The organism is Kribbella sp. VKM Ac-2566, assembly GCF_004366005.1.
Classification (GTDB): Bacteria; Actinomycetota; Actinomycetes; order Propionibacteriales; family Kribbellaceae; genus Kribbella; species Kribbella pratensis.
In genome coordinates this window covers 334,023-353,421 of the sequence record NZ_SODT01000015.1, presented here as the reverse complement: position 1 = coordinate 353,421, position 19,399 = coordinate 334,023, and the positions used below count along the sequence as shown (strand labels likewise).

The window sequence follows — 19,399 nt, the reverse complement described above, 5'->3', positions numbered from 1 at the left end:
CAGCTTCGCCGGTCTGTCCGTCCGCCAAGAACCGTCCATGTTCGGCAGACAGTTTCCCTTCGAGAGGAAGGGGGGACGCTCACCGCCTGCCGGCACTGTCAACGGGCAGAAACCTCGATGGTTCAAGTTGACCGGAACATCATACCGTCCCGGAGCACGGGCACACTGCGACTCTCATCCACCTCGGCCGCGATCGCGACGTCCTCCGGATAGCCGTACTGCGTGAGTTCGCGACCGCCGGCGCACTCGTGCAGCAGCCGCGGGAGCTCACCCGCCGCCGCGTCGTACGCCGCAACTGCCGCCCGTGCTTCCGGGGAAAGGTTGTCACCCTGGAGCGCACTCAGGAACCCGCCGGCACCCCAGAGGTCCTCGACCGCGGGTCTGAGCGACCCGTCCTTCCATCGCTCGCCCGCGGCAATCGCCACGACCTTCGCCGTCGGCCGCTCGCTCAACTGCTTCGTCACCCACTCAGCAGCCGCGGCTCGGTTACGCAGCGACACCGCAACCACCACAGCACCGCTGTCACTCAACTGCTTCGCGATGGTCGATCCGTTGGGCGAGGGCAGCACCAACCTGGTGATTCCCGTCACTCGCCGCCTGATCGACACCGGCGAGAGGCTTACGTCGTCAGGACCGGCCGCGGACCGCCCGACCGCGAGCGTGGCGCCGTACTGCTCGGCGTACGCAACCGCCGTCTCGTCGCGCCATCGATACGGGTAGACGTCGATTCCGAGGTCGGCCGCGACGGTCACCGCTGTGGTGAACGACAGCACGTCGACGACCGCGACGATGTCGCCGGAAACGACCCCGGCGCCGACCGGCCCCCATTCGAACCCGATGCCGAATCCGGCCTGCGCGTAAGGGCTGGTCACCCGGCAGATCATTCCGCCGGGCGTCCAACCCCACAAGCAGGTTTCAGCGCAGAGCGTCGGCAGCAGCCGGCGACGAGTCGCGCAGGAACGTGGCGCAGCGCTCGGCCTCGTCCTTCTCGTCGATGAGCGCCGCGGCCTTGCCCAGCGCCGCCAGCGCGCGCAGGAATCCACGGTTCGGCTCGTGCTCCCACGGCACCGGCCCGTGGCCCTTCCAGCCGTTCCGGCGGAGCAGGTCGAGGGCCCGGTGGTAGCCGGTGCGCGCGTACGCGTACCCCTCGATCGTGCGCCCGTCCGCCAGCGCCCCCTCGGCGAGCACCGCCCAGGCCAGCGACGACGTCGGGTACTTGGCCGCGACGTCGGCCGGAGCGGCCCCGTCGGCGAGTTCCGCCGCGGCCGGGTCGACCGGTAGTAGTGTCTCGGGTGGACCTGAGAGCAGATTGTTCAATTCCATAAGCACATCTTCGCCGATCACGCAGCCGTACCGGCACGTGACCGTCTGGCGAAATCCGTTGACCGTTCACCCGGCGGCCACGGATGCTTGAGACCCTGCATCAACCGCCGTGGTTCCCAGCTACGGCCGGAAGGAGGCACCGGATGAGCGTCATAGTCCTGAACGCGTCGTACGAACCGCTGCACACCGTCTCGATCCAGCACGCCATCCGGATGCTGGTGCGGGAGGTCGCAGTCGTCGAAGAGTCGCACGGAGAGCGAACTATCGGCCCGTTTCCGGTTCCTCGAGTCCTCCGCCTGGTCCGGTACGTCGTGACCCACTGGCGTTACGCGGCCGGCCGGATGAAGTACAGCAAGCACGGCGTCCTGCGGCGGGACAAGTTCCGGTGCGCGTACTGCGGTCTCGAGAACGCCGACACCATGGACCACGTCCAACCCAGGTCCAGAGGCGGCCGCACCGAGTGGCTGAACGCTGTCGCCGCCCATGCCTCCTGCAACGAGCGGAAAGGCAACCGCACCCCGTCCGAGGCCGGCATGCCCCTCCTCTGGCAACCCTGGGTACCAACCCGCGCAGAGCTCGTCATAGACACATGACGGGCCTTTTTTATGCCCGCTTCCAGGCACCGGCTGCCCTCCGGGCGCACCCTCGAGATCACCACCGTCGCTGACCGCCCGGACCTCGCCCACGCCGACATCGACGTGGGCGACTGGCCGGCCTTCATGCGCCACAACCGCGTCTCCGAGGCCTACTTCGCCCAGACGGTCGAGACGTTCGCCGAGACCTGCCTGATCGCCACCTCGGACGGCAAACCCGTCGGCGATGCCCACGCCGTCCAACTCTCCGACGGCAACTTTCCCGCCGGAGGCTGGGAACAGTCGGTCGTTCGCGCCTTCACCGACGTCCGCCACGGCGTCCAGCCTGACACCGCCTGCGCCCTGAACATCAGCGTCGCCCGAAACTTCCAGGGCGAGGGCGTCGCTGCCCTCCTCCTCACCGCACTCCGCGAGGCAGCGGCTGGGCTCGGCCTCAACGCTCTCGATGCGCCAGTACGCCCGACGCACAAGCATCTCGAGCCCTCGGTCGCGATGGACGACTACGCCGTCCGCACCCGCCCCGACGGTCTCCCCCTCGACCCATGGCTGCGCACCCACGTACGCGCCGGCGGCCGAATCGCCGGCGTCGCACCGGCATCGTGGGTGATCGCGGGATCGCTGGCGGAATGGCGCTCCTGGACCAGGCTTCCGTTCGACCGCAGCGGTCCCGTCGAAGTACCGGGCGCGCTGGTTCCGGTGGAGTGTGACGTCGTCGCCGATCGCGCGGTGTACGTCGAGCCGAATGTCTGGGTGCGGCACGAGTTCTCCACAGGTTGAAAGTCGTGGGTCCGAGCGGGGTCGGATCGCGGCACGTTCTTGGGCATGAATCCTCAACTTGCCGTGATGGCGTCGATCCGGGGTGGTGTGTTCACCCGGGCCGATGCACGTGCCTCCGGTTACCACGACGCTGATATCGACTCCCTGCTGCAGTCCGGCTCCTGGCGACGGATCCGGCGCGGGAGCTATGCCGCTCACCGTTCACTCATGCTCGTCACCGACGAGGTGCTCTACCTGCGCCGGATCTACCAGGTCCTGCGCGCCAGCGGCTCCGGCGTGTTCGCCAGCCATCAGTCGGCCGCGGCTCTGCATGCCTTGCCTGTCTGGGGTCTCGACCTCACCCGCGTCCACGTCACCGCCTCGGACGGTCGCTCCGGCCGGCTACGCGGCGTCCACCGCCACATCCGCGACCCAGTGGGCCCGGGCGTCCAACTCTGGAACAGGCTGCGGATGGCCTCGCCCGCCCGGGCAATCGCCGAGGTGGCCGCGACCGCACCACCCGCGCCCGCGATTGTGCTCGCCGACGCCGCGATGTACGCCGGACTCGTCAACCGGCGCACGTTGAACCGTGCGGTCGCGACGCTCGACCACGGTGCCAGACGGGCCTCCAGAGTCCTCGACCAGCTCACCGGATCGGCCTCGATCGCCGAGTCCCGCCTGCGCGTCATCCTCGCCGACGCGGGTCTTCCCGCACCCAGCTCGTCACCACCACCCGATTCCGAAGCAGCTGATCCCGACGGATCCGCAGCCGAAGGTCTGTGGTTCCCCGACGAGCGCACCGTCGTCGAGTTCGAACCGCGTTTCCCCTTCTGGTGCGAGGAATTCGAGCCTTCCGCCGAGGAGCCGGTCCCCGAGCCGGCCGCCGCCGACCCCGACGGACCGCAACCCGTCGAGCACTGCTGGATCTCCTGGGCCGACCTCGCCGACCCACCGACCGTGGCCGACCGCATCCGTACCACGTTCACCCGAGCCGCCCGCCGCACCGGAGTCCGGCATTTCGACTTGGCTCGGATGTGACAGAAGGGCCCACCGCCCGATGGCGGTGAGCCCTTCGCAGACCCCCTACAGGAGGACCAGATGATGTCAGGCGTTCAGCGACGTGCCCGTCGAGCGAAGGTCCTCGCACGCCTCGGCGACGCGCTTCGCCATACCTTCCTCGGCCGCCTTGCCCCACGAGCGCGGGTCGTAGGCCTTCTTGTTGCCGACCTCGCCGTCGACCTTCAGCACGCCGTCGTAGTTGGCGAACATGTGACCCGCCGCCGGCCGGGTGAACGCGTACTGCGTGTCGGTGTCGACGTTCATCTTGATGACGCCGTTGTCGACCGCTGCCCGGATCTCCTCGAGCGTCGACCCGGATCCGCCGTGGAACACCAGGTCGAACGGGCGCTCCTTGCCGACCTTGGCGCCGACCGCCTCCTGGATCTCCGCGAGGATCTCCGGCCGCAGCTTGACCGCGCCCGGCTTGTAGACGCCGTGCACGTTGCCGAAGGTCAGCGCGGTCAGGTAACGGCCGTGGTCACCGGTGCCGAGCGCCTCGACCGTGGCCAGGCCGTCCTCGACGGTGGTGTACAGCTTCTCGTTGATCTCGTTGGCGACGCCGTCCTCCTCGCCCCCGACGACGCCGACCTCGATCTCCAGGACGACCTTCGCCGCGGCCGTCCGGGCCAGCAGTTCCTTGGCGATCTCCAGGTTCTCGGTCAGCGGCACCGCCGAGCCGTCCCACATGTGCGACTGGAACAGCGGGTTCTCGCCCCGGGCGACGCGCTCGGCGGAGATCGCCAGCAGCGGCCGGACGAAACCGTCGAGCTTGTCCTTCGGGCAGTGGTCGGTGTGCAGCGCGATGTTCACCGGGTAGTTCTTGGCCACCTCGTGCGCGTAGGCGGCCAGGGCGACCGAGCCGGTCACCATGTTCTTCACGGTGGAACCGGACAGGTAGTCGGCACCGCCGGTGGAGACCTGGACGATGCCGTCCGAGCCCGCCTCGGCGAAACCACGGATCGCGGCGATCAGCGTCTGCGAGGAGCTGACATTGATGGCCGGGTAGGCGAAGCGGTTCTGCTTGGCCTTGTCCAGCATCTCGGCGTAGACCTCAGGGGTTGCAATAGGCATGTCTCGCGGTACTCCTCACAACACAGTTCTCGGGGGTTCGGCTCCAGTATTGCCGCTGGGTGCTTCGTCGGATCCGGCGGCCCACCTGCCGAGCCGGCCCGGTGGCCGGGGAGCGAACGGCAGGGATGTAGACCAGTTGATGAACAGGACAGGTCCAGTTCGTTGCGGCCCGATGACGACCGCGCGTCGGACTCAGGCCGACCCGGTGCGCGGGCCGCGGGGGGTCAGGGCCATGTGCAGCCGGTAGCGGTCGGCGCGGTAGGCCGACCAGGACAGTTCGACGACCTTGCGGCCGGCGAAGGTGGTGCGCTCGAGGACCAGCAGGGGTGCCCGCCGGGCCACGCCGAGCACCCGGGCGACATGACCGTCGGCGTTGTCCGCCCGGACGGTCTGCTCACCGGAGGTGACGACGACGTCGTACTCACTGGCAAAGACGTCGTACAGAGTGCCGAGCTCGCGGCCGAGCAGGCCGGGGAAGAGCGCGGACGGGTAATAGCCGACCTCGTAGGCCATCGGCGACGCGTCGGCCGTGCGGAGCCGCTCGACCCGGATCACCTTGGTGCCCTTCGCGACCCGCAGGCCCTTCGCGGTCTCGTCGGAGGCCTCTATCTCGCTGGCCGACAGCACCACCGTCCCGGGCTCGAGCCCACGGGCCCGCATCTCCCGGGAGAACGAGGTCAGGTGCAGCTGCGAGTCGACCTGCGGACCGGTGACGAAGGTCCCCTTGCCGTGCACCCGTTCCAGGGCGCCGGACTCGACCAGGTCGCTGATCGCCTGCCGGACGGTCACCCGGGAGACGTTCAGCTTGTCCACCAGGGCCCGTTCGGAGGGGATCGGGTCCCCGGGATGCAGCTCGACGTCGATCAGCCGTTCCAGCACCGATCGGACCTGGGCCCGCTTCGTCGCCACCATGGAATCTCGATCCTCCAGACCTGGGCGGGTCTCGGGGGTGCCCCGGGACGCCGCTCACTGCTATCGTGCGCAGCATACCTGTTAAGACCAGATAGGACCAGTGATCGTAGTGGTGTCTGTCCCCGCCCAAGAGACCCGGATGGCGGCCGAGATCGCCGAGCAGCCGGCCGCGCTCGCCGCGACTTTCGAGCATGTCCTGCCGCTGCGGCACGACATCACCCGGCTGGCCGCCGGGCGCCGGAACGTGATCTTCGTGGCGCGCGGATCGTCCGACAACGCGGGCGTCTACGGCCGCTACCTGACCGAGATCCACGCCGGCCGGCAGGCGTCGCTGGCCGCTCCTTCGGTGGCCACGCTGTACGGCGCGAACCTGGACCTCTCGAACTCGCTGGTGGTCGCCGTCAGCCAGTCGGGCGCGACCCAGGAGATCGTCGACACGGCCGAGTGGGCGAAGCGGAACGGCGCGGCGATCGTCGGCATCACGAACGACGGCAACAGCCCGCTGGCCTCGACGGCGGACGTCGCCCTGATCACGCAGGCGGGCCAGGAACTCGCCGTACCGGCCACGAAGACGTACACGACGCAGCTGGCGGCGATCACGGTCGCCGTGGACGCGCTCGCGCCGCGGCCGGGGACGCTCGACGCCGACATCGCGCGAGTCCCGGACGCCGCGACCAAGATGCTGTCGGGGTCGGTCGAGGCGGCGGCGGACCTGTTGGCGGCGGCGCACGACGTGCTCGCGAGTGGTCGCGGACTGACGTTCGGCACGACGCTCGAGGTCGCACTGAAGCTCGAGGAGACCTGCCTGCAGCCGGTCCGCGGACTCTCGTACGCCGACCTGAAGCACGGCCCGATCGCGGTCGTCGACTCCGACCTGGTGACGATCCTGGTCGCGGCGGGCGAAGGCCCTGCGCTGGCCGGTATGACCGAGCTGGCCGGCATCGTCCGCGAGAAGGGCAGCAAGATCCTCGGCATCGGCGGCGACCCGACCTTCGCCTCCCGCTGCGACGTGAATCTGGCCGGCCCCGACCTCCCTGAGACGCTGGCGCCGCTCGCCCTGGTCATCCCGGCCCAACGCGCCATCGAGCTCCTGGCCCGCAAACTCGGCCTCGACCCCGACGCCCCCCGCGGCCTGCGCAAGGTCACCCAAACCGACTGAACAAAGTGCTCACTCGGTGAGCACTTTGGGTGGAATCGTGGTGGTCATCAACCGGGGCAACACCTGAGAGAGGACCACCACGATGTTGCGAGGGCTTGCGACTGTCAGCTTCTACGCGGGCGACGTGAAGGCGGCACGGACCTGGTACGAGGAGTTGCTGGGGATCGAGGCGTACTACGCCGTGCCGACCGCGGAGGAGCCGGCGTACGTCGAGTTCCGGTTCGGGGACTTCCAGTGCGAACTGGGAATCATCGACGCCAAGTACGCGACGCACCAGGTCGGGCCGGTGGCGGCCGGGGCGATCGTCAACTGGCACGTCGACGACCTGGAGGGCACGCTCGCGCGGCTGCTCGAGCTCGGGGCGACGCTCAACCAGGGAATCGTTGAGCGAGGCAACAACACGGGCTTCCGCACCGCGTCGGTCGTCGACCCGTTCGGCAATCTCGTCGGCATCATGAACAACCCGCACTACCTGCAGATTCTCGAAGAACTGAAGGCCTGAGGCTGTTCAGAAGTCGATCCGCAGGACAGCGCGGCGTTTGCCCGGCCGGCTCACCTCGACGAAGCCGGCGTCGGCGAACGTGCCGAGAGTGCCGACCGATCCGCCGTCGACGAAGTCCGGGTAGCCCTCCACGGCGCGGGCGCCGCGTTCACGGGCGAAGTCGGCGGCGGCTCGGGCGAGCGCACGACTGATGCCGCGGCGCCGATAGCCCACGCGGGTGACGAAGCAGGTCACGGCCCAAACAGTCCTGTCGGCCTTGTCCTCGTTGCGGCCCAGCCAAGGGACACGGTTGTCGCGGCGCAGCCTCGGGTGGTCGGCGCGCGAGGCGACGGCGCACCAGCCGACGGGCTCGCCGTCGAGATACGCGACCAGGCCGCTCGTGGTCTTGGCCTCGGGGTTTCCGCAGGCGGTCTGGTCGCGCAGCCGGGCGGCGAGCTCTTCGGGTCCTTCCGAGGCCCAGGACTCCTTGGGCAGCATCCGGAACCGTTGGCACGAGCAGCGTGCGGTGTCTCCGCTGGTACCGAAGATCGCCTTGAGATCCTCGGCGGTCGCCTGGTTCGCCGGGACGATCGTGAGTTGTTCCGCGGCGATCGGTTCTCGGGAGCCCGATGGGCGGGGCAGCCGTGGAGGTGCGGGGCGTTTCTCCCTCTCGGGCAGCGCGTCCAGCATGAGCCGGACATCCACGGTGTCGCCCGCGTCCAGTCCGTGCGGCTTGCGTACTGCGTCCTTCAGCGGGAGCAGGTAGCTGCCGTCCTTCGGGTACAGGGACGTCTTCCACTCGGTGCTGCCGATCCGGGCGCGGATCGGCAGCATTCCCCAGCCGTAGCTGGCAGCTGAGGCCACGGCTCGTAGCGCGTCGCCTTCCTCCTCCGGCACGGGGACGAAGAAGTACGGCGCTGGACCGCGCCACTCGATGACCTCGCCGCTGAACGACTGATGCATGGGTCAGATGCTAGGCCGGGTTCCGGACAGCCCGCTTCCGGATTCGGCACCGATTTCCGGTCGATCAGAAGTTGCCGCGGTGGGTCAGCGCCGTAGTGATCTGGGTGGCGGCTTGCTGAAGGTGCGGGAGGAATTCCTCGCAGAGGGACGTCGGGGTCGATCGGGAGGCGTGCGCGGAGACGTTGAGTGCGGCGATGACGCGGCCGCGGGAGTCGTGGATGGGGGCAGCGATGGAGCGGAGGCCGAGTTCGAGTTCCTGGTCGACAAGGGCGTAACCATCGGCGCGGGCCTGGGTGATGCTGGCGCGCAGGTCGCCCGGGGCCGTGATCGTGCGATCGGTGAGCGGCTCGGCCTGCAAGGTTTCGAGGTACGCCGTCAGCTCGTCGTCGGGCAACGCGGCCAGGAGAACACGGCCCATCGAGGTCGGGTACGCCGGCAGCCGGGCGCCGACTCCGAGCGCCACTGTCATGATCCGGCTGGTCGGCACGCGGGCGACGTACACGATGTCCGGGAGATCGAGGGTTGCGATCGAGCAGGACTCGCGGGTCTTGGCGCTCAGTTCCTCCATGAACGGGCCGGCAAGTTCGCCGAGGTCCAGGGAGGAGAGGTACGCCCAGCCGAGGGCGAGGACGCGCGGGGTGAGGGAGAAGCGGCGGTTGTCGCTGCGTACATAGCCGAGTTCCTCCAGCGTGAGCAGGATCCGGCGCGCTGTCGCGGGCGTGATGCCGACTGCGCGCGCCACCTCGCTGAGGGTCAACGACGGCGCCTCGGTGGAGAACGCGCGGATCACCGCGAGGCCTCGCTCCAGACCCTGCAGAAACGTGCCTGTAGACGCGTCACCCGGCATCGGCTAGCCTACTTTTCGTTGAAAGAAGAACTATTCGCTGAGCGAAATCCTAGCGGAGCTGCCGATGCCACGTCCAGTCGAGCCTGAGGCGGCGCTTGGCGCTGGGTTCGTGCACACCTTCCTGCCCGGGCGGGTGGTGTTCGGAGCCGGCGCGCTCGACCGGGTCGCGACCGAGGTCGAAGCCCTCGGGGTACGGCGGGTGCTCGTGATCGCGACGAACTCCGCGCGGGCTGCGGCTGACGTGGTCGAGGCTCAACTGGGTGACTTGTTCGCCGGCCGGATCGACGGCGTGGCACAGCACGTCCCCACCGAGGTGGCCGAGGACGCGCGGGCGAAGGCACGCGAGGCCGGAGCTGACGCGGTCGTCGCCATCGGTGGCGGCTCTGCAATCGGCCTCGCCAAAGCAATCGCCCTCACCACCGCCGCCCCACCCGCAAGCGAGGCGGTCGACGGGCGTGCGGTGGTGGTTGTTGCTGTGCCCACGACCTACGCAGGGTCTGAGATGACGCCGGTGTGGGGCGAGACGACAGATGGCCGTAAGAGCACCGGGACTGATGTGCGGGTGTTGCCTCGGGTGGTTGTTTACGACTCGGTGTTGAGCCGGGAGTTGCCGTTGAAGGTGACGGCGGCGAGTGTCGCGAATGCGATCGCGCATTGTGTGGAGGCGGTCTGGACACCGAAGGCCGATCCGATCACCGAGCTGACCGCGGTGGAAGGGCTGCGGGCGTTGAGCAACGGAATGCGGGACGTGTTGCGAGCGCCCGGCGACTTAGATGCTCGAAGCAACCTTCTGTACGGCGCCTGCTTGGCGGGCTCGGCATTGGCGACAGCTGGGACCGGCCTGCATCACAAGCTGTGCCATCTGCTGGGTGGCACCTACAACCTGCCGCACGCAGAGACGCATGCGGCGGTACTTCCTCAGGTTGCTCGCGTCAACGCTTCCTCAGTTCCACAAGCGAAAACACGGCTGGAAGCCGCACTGGGCACAACAGATCTGGCAGACGGACTGTTCGACCTGTTTCAGGCAGCGGGAGTGCCAACGAGTTTGCGGGAGCTGGGCTTGACCGAGGCGCAGGTCGCGGAAGCAACCGCGGCGTTCAAACCCACGGACAATCCGATCCCGGTGACGGAGGACCTGGTGCGGGAGATTCTCACCCGCGCCTGGTCCGGTACGCGACCTTGATGAGCGAGGAGACCGGATGGACCTGCAAGGCGATGATCTGACCGCGGCCGTAGTGGCCAGCTTCGGGGACAGTCCGAGCGACCGCTACCGGGAGGTGATGAGCGCCCTCGTGCGCCACCTGCACGCGTTCGCACGCGAGGTCGACCTCACCGAGGACGAGTACTTCACCGCGATCGACTTCCTGACCCGGACCGGTCAGATCTCGACCGGCACGCGACAGGAGTTCGTGCTGCTGGCCGACGTACTCGGGCTGTCGATGCTCACCGTCGGTCTGGGGAACCGGAAACCGCCCGAGGCCACGCAGTCCACGGTGTTCGGGCCGTTCTTCGTCGAGGGATCTCCCGAAGTACAGCTCGGCGGTGACATCTCGAACGGTGCCCCTGGACAGCCGTGCCTGGTGAGCGGGCGTGTCCTCAACATCAAGGGCGAGCCGATCCCGGGCGCGCTCGTCGAGACCTGGCAGGCCGACGAGGACGGGTTCTACGATGTACAGAAGGAGCTCGACGGTCCGCAGAACCGCGCCCATCTGACGACCGACGCCAACGGCCACTACCGGTTCTGGGCGGTCAAGCCGGTCGCCTATCCGATCCCCGACGACGGGCCGGTCGGCGAGCTGTTACGCGCCGGCGGTCGCGGTCCGATGCGCCCGGCGCACATCCACTTCATGGTCACGGCCCCTGGGTACAGCCGCCTGATCACGCACGTCTTCGCGGCAGGCGACGAATACCTCGACACCGACGCGGTGTTCGGCGTCAAGCAGTCACTCATCGCCGACTTCACCGAGCACCCGCCCGGCACCGAGGCCCCCGACGGCAGTACGCCGGACCAGCCCTTCTACACCGTCGACTACGACCTGGTGCTCGCCACCACCGAGGAGGCCCAGCAATGATCACCACAGACGTTCTTGTCGTCGGTAGTGGCCCGGCCGGTGGCGCCGCCTCCCTCTTCCTGTCCACGTACGGCGTCGACAACATCGTCCTCACCCGGTACGGATGGACCGCCAACACGCCCCGCGCGCACATCACCAACCAGCGCACGATCGAGCTGATGCGCGACGTAGGCATCGAGGACCAGGTGACCGACAAGGGCACCCCGCACGACCTGATGGGTCAGACCGCGTTCTGCACCAGCCTGGCCGGCGAGGAGATCGGCCGGATCCGCACCTGGGGCACACATCCACGCCGTCTGGCCGACTACACAGAGGCAAGTCCCTGTCTCCCCATGGATCTCCCCCAGACGCTGTTCGAGCCGATCCTGGTCAGTACGGCGGCCAGTCGCGGCGCGCGGCTCCGCTTCGACACGGAGTACGTGAGCTTGGAGCAGGACGACGACGGCGTCACCGCCACGGTGCGGGATCGGCTGAGTGACACGACGTACCAGATCCGCGCCAAATACCTGATCGGCGCCGACGGCGGGCGGAGCAAGGTTGCCCAGGACCTCGAGTTGCCGATGGCCGGTGCGATGGACATCGAGGGCTCGATGAACATCGTGTTCGAGGCCGACCTGAGCCGGTACGTCGCGCATCGCCCGAGCGTTCTGTACTGGGTACTGCAGCCCGGTGCGCAGATCGGCGGGATCGGCGCGGGCCTCGTCCGGATGGTCCGCCCGTGGAACGAATGGCTCGTCGTCTGGGGCTACGACATCAACCAGCCCGCACCGGTCGTCGACGAGGCGATGGCGACCGAGATCGTGCACAACCTGGTCGGCGACGACACGATCGACGTGAAGCTGAAGAGTACGTCGGTCTGGAGCGTCAACCACATGTACGCCGAGAAGATCTCCAAGGGCCGCGTGTTCTGCATGGGCGACGCGATCCACCGGCACCCGCCGAGCAACGGGCTCGGGTCGAACACCTCGATCCAGGACGCGTACAACCTGGCCTGGAAACTCGCTCTGGTCCTCAAGGGCCAGGCCGCGCCCGAGCTGCTGCAGAGCTACGACGCCGAGCGTGCCCCGATCGCGCGGCAGATCGTTGACCGCGCCAACAAGAGCCGCAACCAGTTCGGCCAGATCTTCCGGGCGCTCGGCATGACGCCGGACGCGCCGGCCGGGCGGACGATCGAGTCGCGCAAGGACGACACCCCGGAGGGCGCCGCGCAGCGCGAGGAGCTGCGGAAGGCGATCGAGCTGAAGGACTACGAGTTCAACGCGCACGGTGTCGAGCTCGGGCAGCGCTACCGCTCGTCTGCCGTGGTCGACGACGGTACGCCGGAGCCGCCGTACGAGCGGGATCACGAGCTGTACTACCACCCGACGACCTGGCCCGGGGCCCGGATCCCGCACTGCTGGCTGACGCGCGGATCGGACACGGTGAGCACCCTGGACGTGGTCGGGAAGGGCCGGTTCACTCTGCTCACCGGCATCGGCGGCGACGCGTGGGTGAAGGCGGCGCAGTCCGTGTCCGAGCAGCTCGGCGTACCGATCGAGCCGTTCGTGATCGGTCCGGGTCGTGAGCTGGACGACCTGTACGGCGACTGGGCGCGCGTGCGCGAGATCCCGGACGAGGGCTGTCTGCTCGTCCGGCCCGACGCGCACATCGCGTACCGCGCGTTCGACCAGCCCGACGATCCGACGCAAGCGCTCCGGCAGGCGGTCGATGCTGTATTAGGCCGCTGAAGAGGCAGCGTCCTCGCGGAGGATGCGGTCGAGGATCGCCGAGATCTCCGCGGTCTCGGCGTCCAGCAAGGTGATCAGCGCGACCCGCGAGGTCTCCGACCGCGCCTCCAGAGCCGCGGCGCTCAACGCGCGCACGGTGCCCAGCTCGTGTATCAGTTCGTCCCACAGAGTGTTCATCAGCAAACCCCCATGTGTCCCGTCACCAGATCCAGCGCGACGGGAAGCCTCACTTCTGTCTCACCGAGAACAACGGGCGCAAGTGGAGGAAGGTTACGGACCTGTCAACAATTCCCAGCTGTGGGCCGGGACGGGTGGCGTGTCCGCGAGCGGGAACCGCTGCTCCTGATCGGAGATGTTCAACAGCAGGAGGACCGACTCCTCACCGTGCGTGCTTCGCAGCGCGAGTGACTCGTTGGTGAGATGCTCGACAGTCGTCCGCGCCCGGGTCAGCCACGGATGCCGCCGCCGTACGCCGATGAGTTCCTGGTGCAGGCGGTATGTCGGCCGGCCGTACGCCGCCAACTCGCCGGGCGACCCCGGGAACGCCGGCCGGATCGCGTCGTCCCCGCCGGCGCGGTCCTCCTTGAGACCGCGGAACGCTTGCTCGTCGCCTGAGTAGACGCTCGGTACGCCGCCGACCGCAAACAGGATCGCCAGCGCATGGCCGAGATGGCGTTCGTCCTCGAGCCGGGTCGCGAGCCGTGTCACGTCGTGATTGCCGACGAACGTCTGCGGGACGAACGTGTCGAGCAGCGCGTTGTGCCGGCCGAGCGCGTACGAGAGCTCGTAGAAGTTGCGATCGTTGAGCGAACTCCAGATCGCCTTCCAGAGCTCGTACTGCGTGACGGAATCGAGCCCGCTCTTCTCGACGTACGCGGCGTAGTCGCCGTGGATCACCTCACCGAAGTACCAGGTGTCGCGGTCCCGCGGCAGCGCATCGCGCCAGAACTCGGGCGGTACGGCGTACGCCGCGTCCAGGCGCCACGCGTCGACACCGCGGTCGTTCCAGAACCGCACCACGTCACCGACGTACTGCGCGACCTCGGGGTTGCTGTGGTCGAGGGCCACGAGATGTTCATGACCCTCGAAGGTGTCGAGACCACCGCGGCGGAACCATTCCGGATGGGCGAAGGAACGGGCGACGTGGTTGAAGACGCCGTCGAGGGCGACTCTGAGGCCGCGGGAGTGCGCCTGGGCGATCAGGTGGTCGAAGTCGGCGTCGTCCCCGAGACGCGGGTCGATCCGGAAGTGGTCGACCGTGTCGTAGCCGTGCGTTTCGGAGGCGAAGACAGGTCCCAGGAGGATCCCGTTGCAGCCCAGGTCGATCGCGTAGTCGAGCCAGTTCTCCAGTTGCGGCAGGCGATGCACGACCGTCTGCTGGGCCGTCGCCTCAGCCGCAGTGAAGCCCAGCGGGTAGATCTGCCACCAGATCGCATGATCAGGCCACATGTCGCCTCCTCGGATAACGATCAGCTGTTCGGCGGCTGGGCGAAGGTGTGGCGGCGGATCCAGGCGTGCATCGCGATCGCGGCCGCCGCGCTGGCGTTGATGGAGCGGGTCGAACCGAACTGGGCGATGGAGAGCACGGCCGTGCAGATCTGGTGCGCGTCCTCGGTGAGCCCAGGCCCTTCCTGACCGAAGAGCAGGATGCACTCCCGGGGCAGGTCGTAGGTCTCCAACGACACCGAGCCCGGCAGATTGTCGATACCGATCACGGCCAGCGAGCGCTCGGCGGCGTACGACGCCAGGTTAGCGAGCTGCGGGTGGTGGCGTACGTGCTGGTAGCGGTCGGTGACCATCGCGCCGCGCCGGTTCCACTTCCGGTTGCCGACGATGTGGACCTCCGACGCGAGGAACGCGTTGGCGGTCCGGACGACCGAGCCGATGTTCAGGTCGTGCTGCCAGTTCTCGATCGCGACGTGGAACGGGTTGCGCTGCCGGTCCAGGTCCTCGACGATCGCCTCGAGCTTCCAGTACCGGTACTTGTCCACGACATTGCGCCGATCCCCGCCCGCGAGCAGCTCCGCGTCCAGCCGCGGATCGTCCGGCCAGTCGCCCTCCCAGGGCCCGACCCCGACCTCGCTCGGGCCCACCATGTCCGCTCCCCGGACGTCGCTGCTCAGCTCATGCACAGGTCGGGACGCTACCCTGTCCGCGTGCTTCCTCTTGTCGCGATGCTGATGCCGAACTGGATGGACCCTGAGTACCTCCTGCACTGGATGGGTAACTGGGCCCTCTGGGGCACGCTGCTGGTGGTGTTCATCGAGTGCGGGGTGCTGTTCCCGATCCTGCCCGGTGACTCACTGCTGTTCGCCGTCGGCCTGTTCATCGCGCAAGGCTCCATCGACGTACCGCTCTGGCTGGCCTGTGTGCTGCTGACCGTTGCCGCGTTCCTCGGCAACGTCTCCGGCTACTACATCGGCCGGGCCCTGGGTACGTCGTTGTTCCGCAATCCGAACGCCCGGTTCCTGAAACCGAAGTACATCGAGCAAACGCATGAATTCTTCGAGCGGTACGGTCCGCGCGCCCTCGTGATGGCGCGCTTCGTGCCGATCGTCCGGACGTTCATCACGATCGTGGCCGGCGCCGGGAAGATGGACCCGAAGAAGTTCTTCCTCTGGACCGGGGTCGGCGCGGTGATCTGGGCACCGGGCATCACGCTGCTCGGCCACGCGCTCGGCAACGTGCAGTTCATCCACGACCACCTCGAGTCCGCGCTGATCCTGCTGGTGCTGGTCTCGCTGATCCCGATGGTCGTCGAGTACTTCCTGGCCCGGCGTCGCAACCGCAACGGCAAGTCCGGCGACGCCCCGAAGCACGCGGCACCGAAGCACCCGGTGAGCAACGGTCAGTGACCGAACGGGAAGTGCGGCTCCGACCAGACCCAGTCGGTGCTGAGTAACGACAACTCGGCGGCCTCGACCGGTCCGGTCGGCAGCGGGCCGATCACCTGACCGGAGCCGAGTGAACAAGCCACCCGGATCCGATCTGCCGCCTGGTACCAGACCAGCGCCCCCCGTGGCGCTGCCCCTTCACGGAGCAGGGTGTGGTGGTCGAGCCACCGAACCGCGTCGGCCGCGTCGTGCCAGCCGCTGTCGTGCGCATAACCGAAAGCCATCCGCTGGAACTTCAGCGGCCAGTCCAGCCAGGCCGCCGATCCGACCCGCTCCAACTGCCAGTTGAGCGCCGCCTCGGTGTCCCGCGGGTTTGCCACCCGCGGGACGTTCCGGCGATCCACGACTACGTCCCCCCAGGCCATAGGTCCTCCCCGATCCCCCGTCCTCGGCCTACGTGCCGTGGCATGGTGAGAATGCTGCCGAACCCGAATACAGCCGCCGTACATTCGCGGCGTCAGCCGGCCGCGGCCCCGGCCTCGAACCCGGCGAGCCTTCGGCGGCATTCAGCAGCCGCTCCGTCGTTCCCGGCCTGCTGCCACACGCGTGCAGCGCGTTCGAGCGTACGACGGGCGTTGTCCAGGCTGCCTGTGGACAGGTAGAGCTCACCGAGGTGCTGCGCTGCCTCGCCCTCGACGCTGCGATCACCCAGCCGGTGACCGATATCGATCGCGTCCAGCAGGGTCTTGCGCGCCGCGGCCACCTCACCACGCTCCATCAGCGCCTGCCCGAGCAGCGCCCGGGTGTACGCCGCACAGTGGTCGTCACCCATCCCGTCGAAGATCGCCAGCGCCTTCCGCAGTTGGCGGACCGCCTCGTCGTGTCGCCCTTGATGTACGCGGAGCGCCGCGATACGTCGGCGTACCTTGGCCTCCCGGTGCGCGTCCGCCCGTCGTACGGCGATCAGGAACGCCTGGGCCAGGTACCGCCGGGCGGTGGCCAGGTCACCGCGGATCAGGTAGACGTTCGCGGCGGCGGTCCGCGCCAGGGCCTCGGCGTTCGCGTTGCCGTCCTCGACGAAGGCCTCGATCGCCTTCTCGTACTGCTCCAGGCCCTTCTCCCGCTCGCCGCGTTCCCGCAGCCAGGTACCAAGGCCGACGGCAGCGACACCCTCACCGAGCCGGTCGCCGACCTCCGCGAACACCTGCGCGGCCGCGTCGAAATGCCGGCGCGCGTTCTCCCAGTCGTCCTGGTACAGCGCGAGCTGGCCGAGGTTCCGGTGCATGATCGCCTCGCCACGCCGGTTGCCACACGCGATCGCGCTCTGCAGCCCCTGCTGGTGCGAGCCGTTCCAGTCGTCGAACCCGGCCCGCAGATCAAGGTACGGTCCCCAGGCCGCCGCGATGCGCCACGCGTGCTCGTGCAACCCGTTCTGCGCCGCGGCGCGGATGGCCGGCACGAACGTACTGCGCTCGCTGTCGAACCAAGCGATCGCATCGGTCTCGGTGAACGGCGACGGGTCCGGCGCCGTCAACGGCCCGGTGTGCTCCAGTACGCCGAAGTACTCGAAGGACAGCGCGTTGTTGGCGCGCCGGATCTTGTTGAGGATCGCGTCGACCACGGCCTCGACGTCGCGGACCGCCTGCGCCTTCTGCTCGTCGTCGCCGACGCCGAGCGCGTGCAACCGCAGGAGGTCGTGGACGCGGTAGCGCGCCGTACCGCGCTCGTCGACCGAGCTGATCCGGACCAGGTTGACCTCGATCAGCCGATCCAGACTCCGTCGTACGGCGGCCGGTGACGCGACCGCCTCGAGCGCACGCGCGGAGAAGACCCCGACCGCGAAGTGACCGATCAGCCGGTACAGCCGGGCTTCCTCGGGACTCAGCGCGCCGTAGCTCAGGTCCGCACTGGACCGTACGGCGAGCTCACCGATGCTCAGTTCGTCGAGCCGCGACGCCTCGTCCCGCAACCGCCGCGCCAGCTCACGGGCACTCAGATCGGGGCGCTGCGCCAGGCGGCTGCCGACGATCCGGATCGCCAGCGGCAGGTTCGCGCACGCCGCCAGGATCTCCTCGGCCTCGGGAGAGGACGGATCGATCCGGCCGGATCCAGCGACCGACGACAGCAGAAGGGCTGCCTCGCGGTCGTCGAACGTGTCGAGCGGCGTACTGTCCGCACCTGCCAGGTCCATGAGCCGGTTGCGACTCGTCACGACCACAGCCGACGCGCCGGTACCTGGCATCAGCGGAGTCACCTGACCTGCGGTCGCCACGTCGTCGAGGATGATCAGCACGCGGCGGCTGGCCAGCTCGGAGCGCAGCATCGCGGACCGCCGCTCGGGGTCGGTCGGGATCGCATAGTCGGGCAGGTTCAGGCTCAGCAGCAGATCGGTCAGTGCAGCGGCCGGGTCACGCGGGTGTGTCGCGCCGTGCATGTCCAGGTAGATCTGCCCGTCGGGGAAGTACTCCCGGACCAGGTGCCCGAGCCGAACGGCCAGCGAGGTCTTCCCGGTCCCGGGCGCACCGGAGATGACAGCGATCGGCGGCCGCACCGGGTCGCGGCCGCAGACCAGGTCGCGCAGCTGGTCCAGGAGCTCCTGCCGGCCGCTGAAGTCGGCCAGGTCCAGCGGGAGCTGGCTCGGCGGCCGCAGCGGATCGGTCAGCTCGGGCGCGGCCATCGGGCCGGGTTGCGCGGTCGGTCCCGGCCGGTCCGCCGTACGGTCCGCTGGGATGCCCGGGTTGGGCCAGTTCGCCGAGCGGCCGTTCTCGGCGCGAGCGCCGGCGGCCTCCAGTTCCGGACCGGGCTTGATGTCCAGGTCGTCGGCCAGCGTCTGCACTGCCTTCGCGTACGCCGCTCGCGCCTCGCCCACTCGCCCCGCGGCTACGAGTGCGTCGACGAGCCGCCGCCAGAGCTGCTCGTCGTACGGGTCCTCGGTGAGGCGTGCGCTCAGCAGTACGGCGGCGCCACTCACGTCGCCGTACTCGAGCCGCAGGTCCAGCAGGCCGTCGACGAGCCCACGGTGCTGCGCCTCCAGGCGGGCGATCGAGCCCTCCCATGCCGCGGGCATCGGCAGGTCCTCGAGCGGGCGGCCACGCCAGAGCGAGTACGCGCGGGACAGCACCTGCATGGCCTGCCGCCCGTCACCCTGGTCGCGCAGGTGGCCACCCTCGGCGAGCAGCGACTCGAAAAGGCTGGCGTCGAGCTCGTCGACACCGACCTCGATGCTGTAGCCGGCAGCTGAGGTGTCGATCGGCGCGGGCAGCCCGGCGTCCTGCAGCACGCCGCGGAGCGCGCGGACGTACGTCCGGATGTTCGCGGTCGCGGAACGCGGCGGGGTGTTCTCCCAGAGCGCGTCCGCGATCAGGTCCGTGGAGACGAACCGGTTCGGGTGCAGCAGCAGGGTTGCGAGCAACTGGCGCGGTTTGGCGGCCTTGAGCGGCTGTCCCGGGACGTGAACGAGTCGCAGAGGTCCGAGGATCCCGTACCTCAGACTGTCCACTCGCCCGACCTCTCCACTCTTGAACTGCCCCATCGTGGCATCCGGCTGTACGCGCCGGGAAGCCCGATGTACGCCGGATGTATCTCAATCCGGCACTGTTGAC

General features: G+C 68.7%; 20 protein-coding genes. 9 read left to right on the top strand and 11 right to left on the bottom strand.

Translation table 11 applies throughout. The annotated features are described in order from the left end of the window. Nucleotides 1-122 precede the first annotated feature (122 nt). Both EV647_RS38780 and EV647_RS38775 read right to left on the bottom strand, forming a co-directional pair. Nucleotides 123-872, bottom strand: a complete 750-nt coding sequence (locus tag EV647_RS38780) for a 2-phosphosulfolactate phosphatase (RefSeq protein WP_202876465.1) — start codon at nucleotides 870-872, stop codon at nucleotides 123-125. A gap of 43 nt (nucleotides 873-915) precedes the next feature. Next, entirely contained in the window at nucleotides 916-1,323 is a 408-nt protein-coding gene (locus EV647_RS38775) for a DUF3151 domain-containing protein (RefSeq protein WP_134012133.1), read from the bottom strand. Between the two features lie 143 nt (nucleotides 1,324-1,466). Between EV647_RS38775 and EV647_RS38770 the strand changes: the two genes are divergently transcribed. The 3 genes from EV647_RS38770 to EV647_RS38760 are packed head-to-tail and all read left to right on the top strand — an operon-like array spanning nucleotide 1,467 to nucleotide 3,710. Further along, nucleotides 1,467-1,916, top strand: coding sequence for an HNH endonuclease (locus EV647_RS38770; protein ID WP_131335989.1), 450 nt, complete (start codon nucleotides 1,467-1,469; stop codon nucleotides 1,914-1,916). Between the two features lie 12 nt (nucleotides 1,917-1,928). Beyond that, nucleotides 1,929-2,693 (top strand): GNAT family N-acetyltransferase, encoded by a 765-nt coding sequence (locus EV647_RS38765; protein WP_134012131.1) that lies wholly within the window; start codon nucleotides 1,929-1,931, stop codon nucleotides 2,691-2,693. Nucleotides 2,694-2,738: 45 nt separating this feature from the next. Continuing rightward, the gene (locus EV647_RS38760) at nucleotides 2,739-3,710 is read left to right on the top strand and encodes a type IV toxin-antitoxin system AbiEi family antitoxin domain-containing protein (protein WP_238177609.1); all 972 of its coding nucleotides are present in this window, start codon (nucleotides 2,739-2,741) and stop codon (nucleotides 3,708-3,710) included. Nucleotides 3,711-3,776: 66 nt separating this feature from the next. On the opposite strand, the gene fbaA is transcribed toward EV647_RS38760, so the two are convergent. Further along, nucleotides 3,777-4,802, bottom strand: coding sequence for a class II fructose-bisphosphate aldolase (gene fbaA, locus EV647_RS38755; RefSeq protein WP_134012129.1), 1,026 nt, complete (start codon nucleotides 4,800-4,802; stop codon nucleotides 3,777-3,779). Between the two features lie 192 nt (nucleotides 4,803-4,994). Continuing rightward, a complete protein-coding gene (locus EV647_RS38750; protein WP_130388014.1) occupies nucleotides 4,995-5,714 on the bottom strand; it encodes a GntR family transcriptional regulator in 720 nt (239 codons plus the stop codon). A 139-nt stretch (nucleotides 5,715-5,853) separates the two neighbouring features. Between EV647_RS38750 and EV647_RS38745 the strand changes: the two genes are divergently transcribed. Then, nucleotides 5,854-6,873: an SIS domain-containing protein gene (locus EV647_RS38745; RefSeq protein WP_133786017.1), complete on the top strand. Its 1,020-nt coding sequence runs from the start codon at nucleotides 5,854-5,856 to the stop codon at nucleotides 6,871-6,873. 82 nt (nucleotides 6,874-6,955) lie between these two features. Next, nucleotides 6,956-7,375, top strand: a complete 420-nt coding sequence (locus tag EV647_RS38740; RefSeq protein WP_134012127.1) for a VOC family protein — start codon at nucleotides 6,956-6,958, stop codon at nucleotides 7,373-7,375. A gap of 6 nt (nucleotides 7,376-7,381) precedes the next feature. On the opposite strand, the gene EV647_RS38735 is transcribed toward EV647_RS38740, so the two are convergent. Then, nucleotides 7,382-8,317 carry a DUF1905 domain-containing protein gene (locus EV647_RS38735; protein WP_202876464.1) on the bottom strand — a complete coding sequence of 312 codons (936 nt, stop codon included), beginning with the start codon at nucleotides 8,315-8,317 and terminating at the stop codon, nucleotides 7,382-7,384. Between the two features lie 64 nt (nucleotides 8,318-8,381). Further along, on the bottom strand, nucleotides 8,382-9,164 hold the full coding sequence (locus tag EV647_RS38730) for an IclR family transcriptional regulator C-terminal domain-containing protein (RefSeq protein WP_134012125.1): 783 nt from the start codon (nucleotides 9,162-9,164) through the stop codon (nucleotides 8,382-8,384). Nucleotides 9,165-9,228: 64 nt separating this feature from the next. On the opposite strand from EV647_RS38730, the gene EV647_RS38725 reads away from it, so the two are divergent. Genes EV647_RS38725 through EV647_RS38715 form a run of 3 tightly spaced genes read left to right on the top strand, consistent with a single transcriptional unit; the run spans nucleotide 9,229 to nucleotide 12,963 of the window. After that, on the top strand, nucleotides 9,229-10,347 hold the full coding sequence (locus EV647_RS38725) for a maleylacetate reductase (RefSeq protein WP_134012123.1): 1,119 nt from the start codon (nucleotides 9,229-9,231) through the stop codon (nucleotides 10,345-10,347). 16 nt (nucleotides 10,348-10,363) lie between these two features. Beyond that, nucleotides 10,364-11,236 (top strand): intradiol ring-cleavage dioxygenase, encoded by an 873-nt coding sequence (locus EV647_RS38720; RefSeq protein WP_134012121.1) that lies wholly within the window; start codon nucleotides 10,364-10,366, stop codon nucleotides 11,234-11,236. Continuing rightward, entirely contained in the window at nucleotides 11,233-12,963 is a 1,731-nt protein-coding gene (locus EV647_RS38715) for an FAD-dependent monooxygenase (RefSeq protein ID WP_134012119.1), read from the top strand. The genes EV647_RS38720 and EV647_RS38715 overlap by 4 nt, the downstream gene beginning before the upstream one ends. Here EV647_RS38715 and EV647_RS38710 read toward each other — a convergent pair. From EV647_RS38710 to EV647_RS38700, 3 genes are all read right to left on the bottom strand, one after another. Then, nucleotides 12,952-13,140, bottom strand: coding sequence for a hypothetical protein (locus EV647_RS38710; protein WP_134012117.1), 189 nt, complete (start codon nucleotides 13,138-13,140; stop codon nucleotides 12,952-12,954). The two genes, EV647_RS38715 and EV647_RS38710, sit on opposite strands and share 12 nt — an antisense overlap. Nucleotides 13,141-13,233: 93 nt before the next feature. Continuing rightward, a complete protein-coding gene (locus EV647_RS38705) occupies nucleotides 13,234-14,412 on the bottom strand; it encodes an alpha-amylase family protein (protein ID WP_134012115.1) in 1,179 nt (392 codons plus the stop codon). A gap of 20 nt (nucleotides 14,413-14,432) precedes the next feature. Continuing rightward, a complete protein-coding gene (locus tag EV647_RS38700) occupies nucleotides 14,433-15,059 on the bottom strand; it encodes a TrmH family RNA methyltransferase (RefSeq protein WP_134012540.1) in 627 nt (208 codons plus the stop codon). 60 nt (nucleotides 15,060-15,119) lie between these two features. On the opposite strand from EV647_RS38700, the gene EV647_RS38695 reads away from it, so the two are divergent. Beyond that, nucleotides 15,120-15,818, top strand: a complete 699-nt coding sequence (locus EV647_RS38695; protein ID WP_238175344.1) for a DedA family protein — start codon at nucleotides 15,120-15,122, stop codon at nucleotides 15,816-15,818. Here EV647_RS38695 and EV647_RS38690 read toward each other — a convergent pair. Next, nucleotides 15,812-16,222 carry a hypothetical protein gene (locus tag EV647_RS38690; RefSeq protein ID WP_134012113.1) on the bottom strand — a complete coding sequence of 137 codons (411 nt, stop codon included), beginning with the start codon at nucleotides 16,220-16,222 and terminating at the stop codon, nucleotides 15,812-15,814. The genes EV647_RS38695 and EV647_RS38690 overlap by 7 nt on opposite strands. A 92-nt stretch (nucleotides 16,223-16,314) precedes the next feature. Next, nucleotides 16,315-19,296, bottom strand: a complete 2,982-nt coding sequence (locus EV647_RS38685; protein WP_134012111.1) for a BTAD domain-containing putative transcriptional regulator — start codon at nucleotides 19,294-19,296, stop codon at nucleotides 16,315-16,317. Nucleotides 19,297-19,399: the final 103 nt, after the last annotated feature.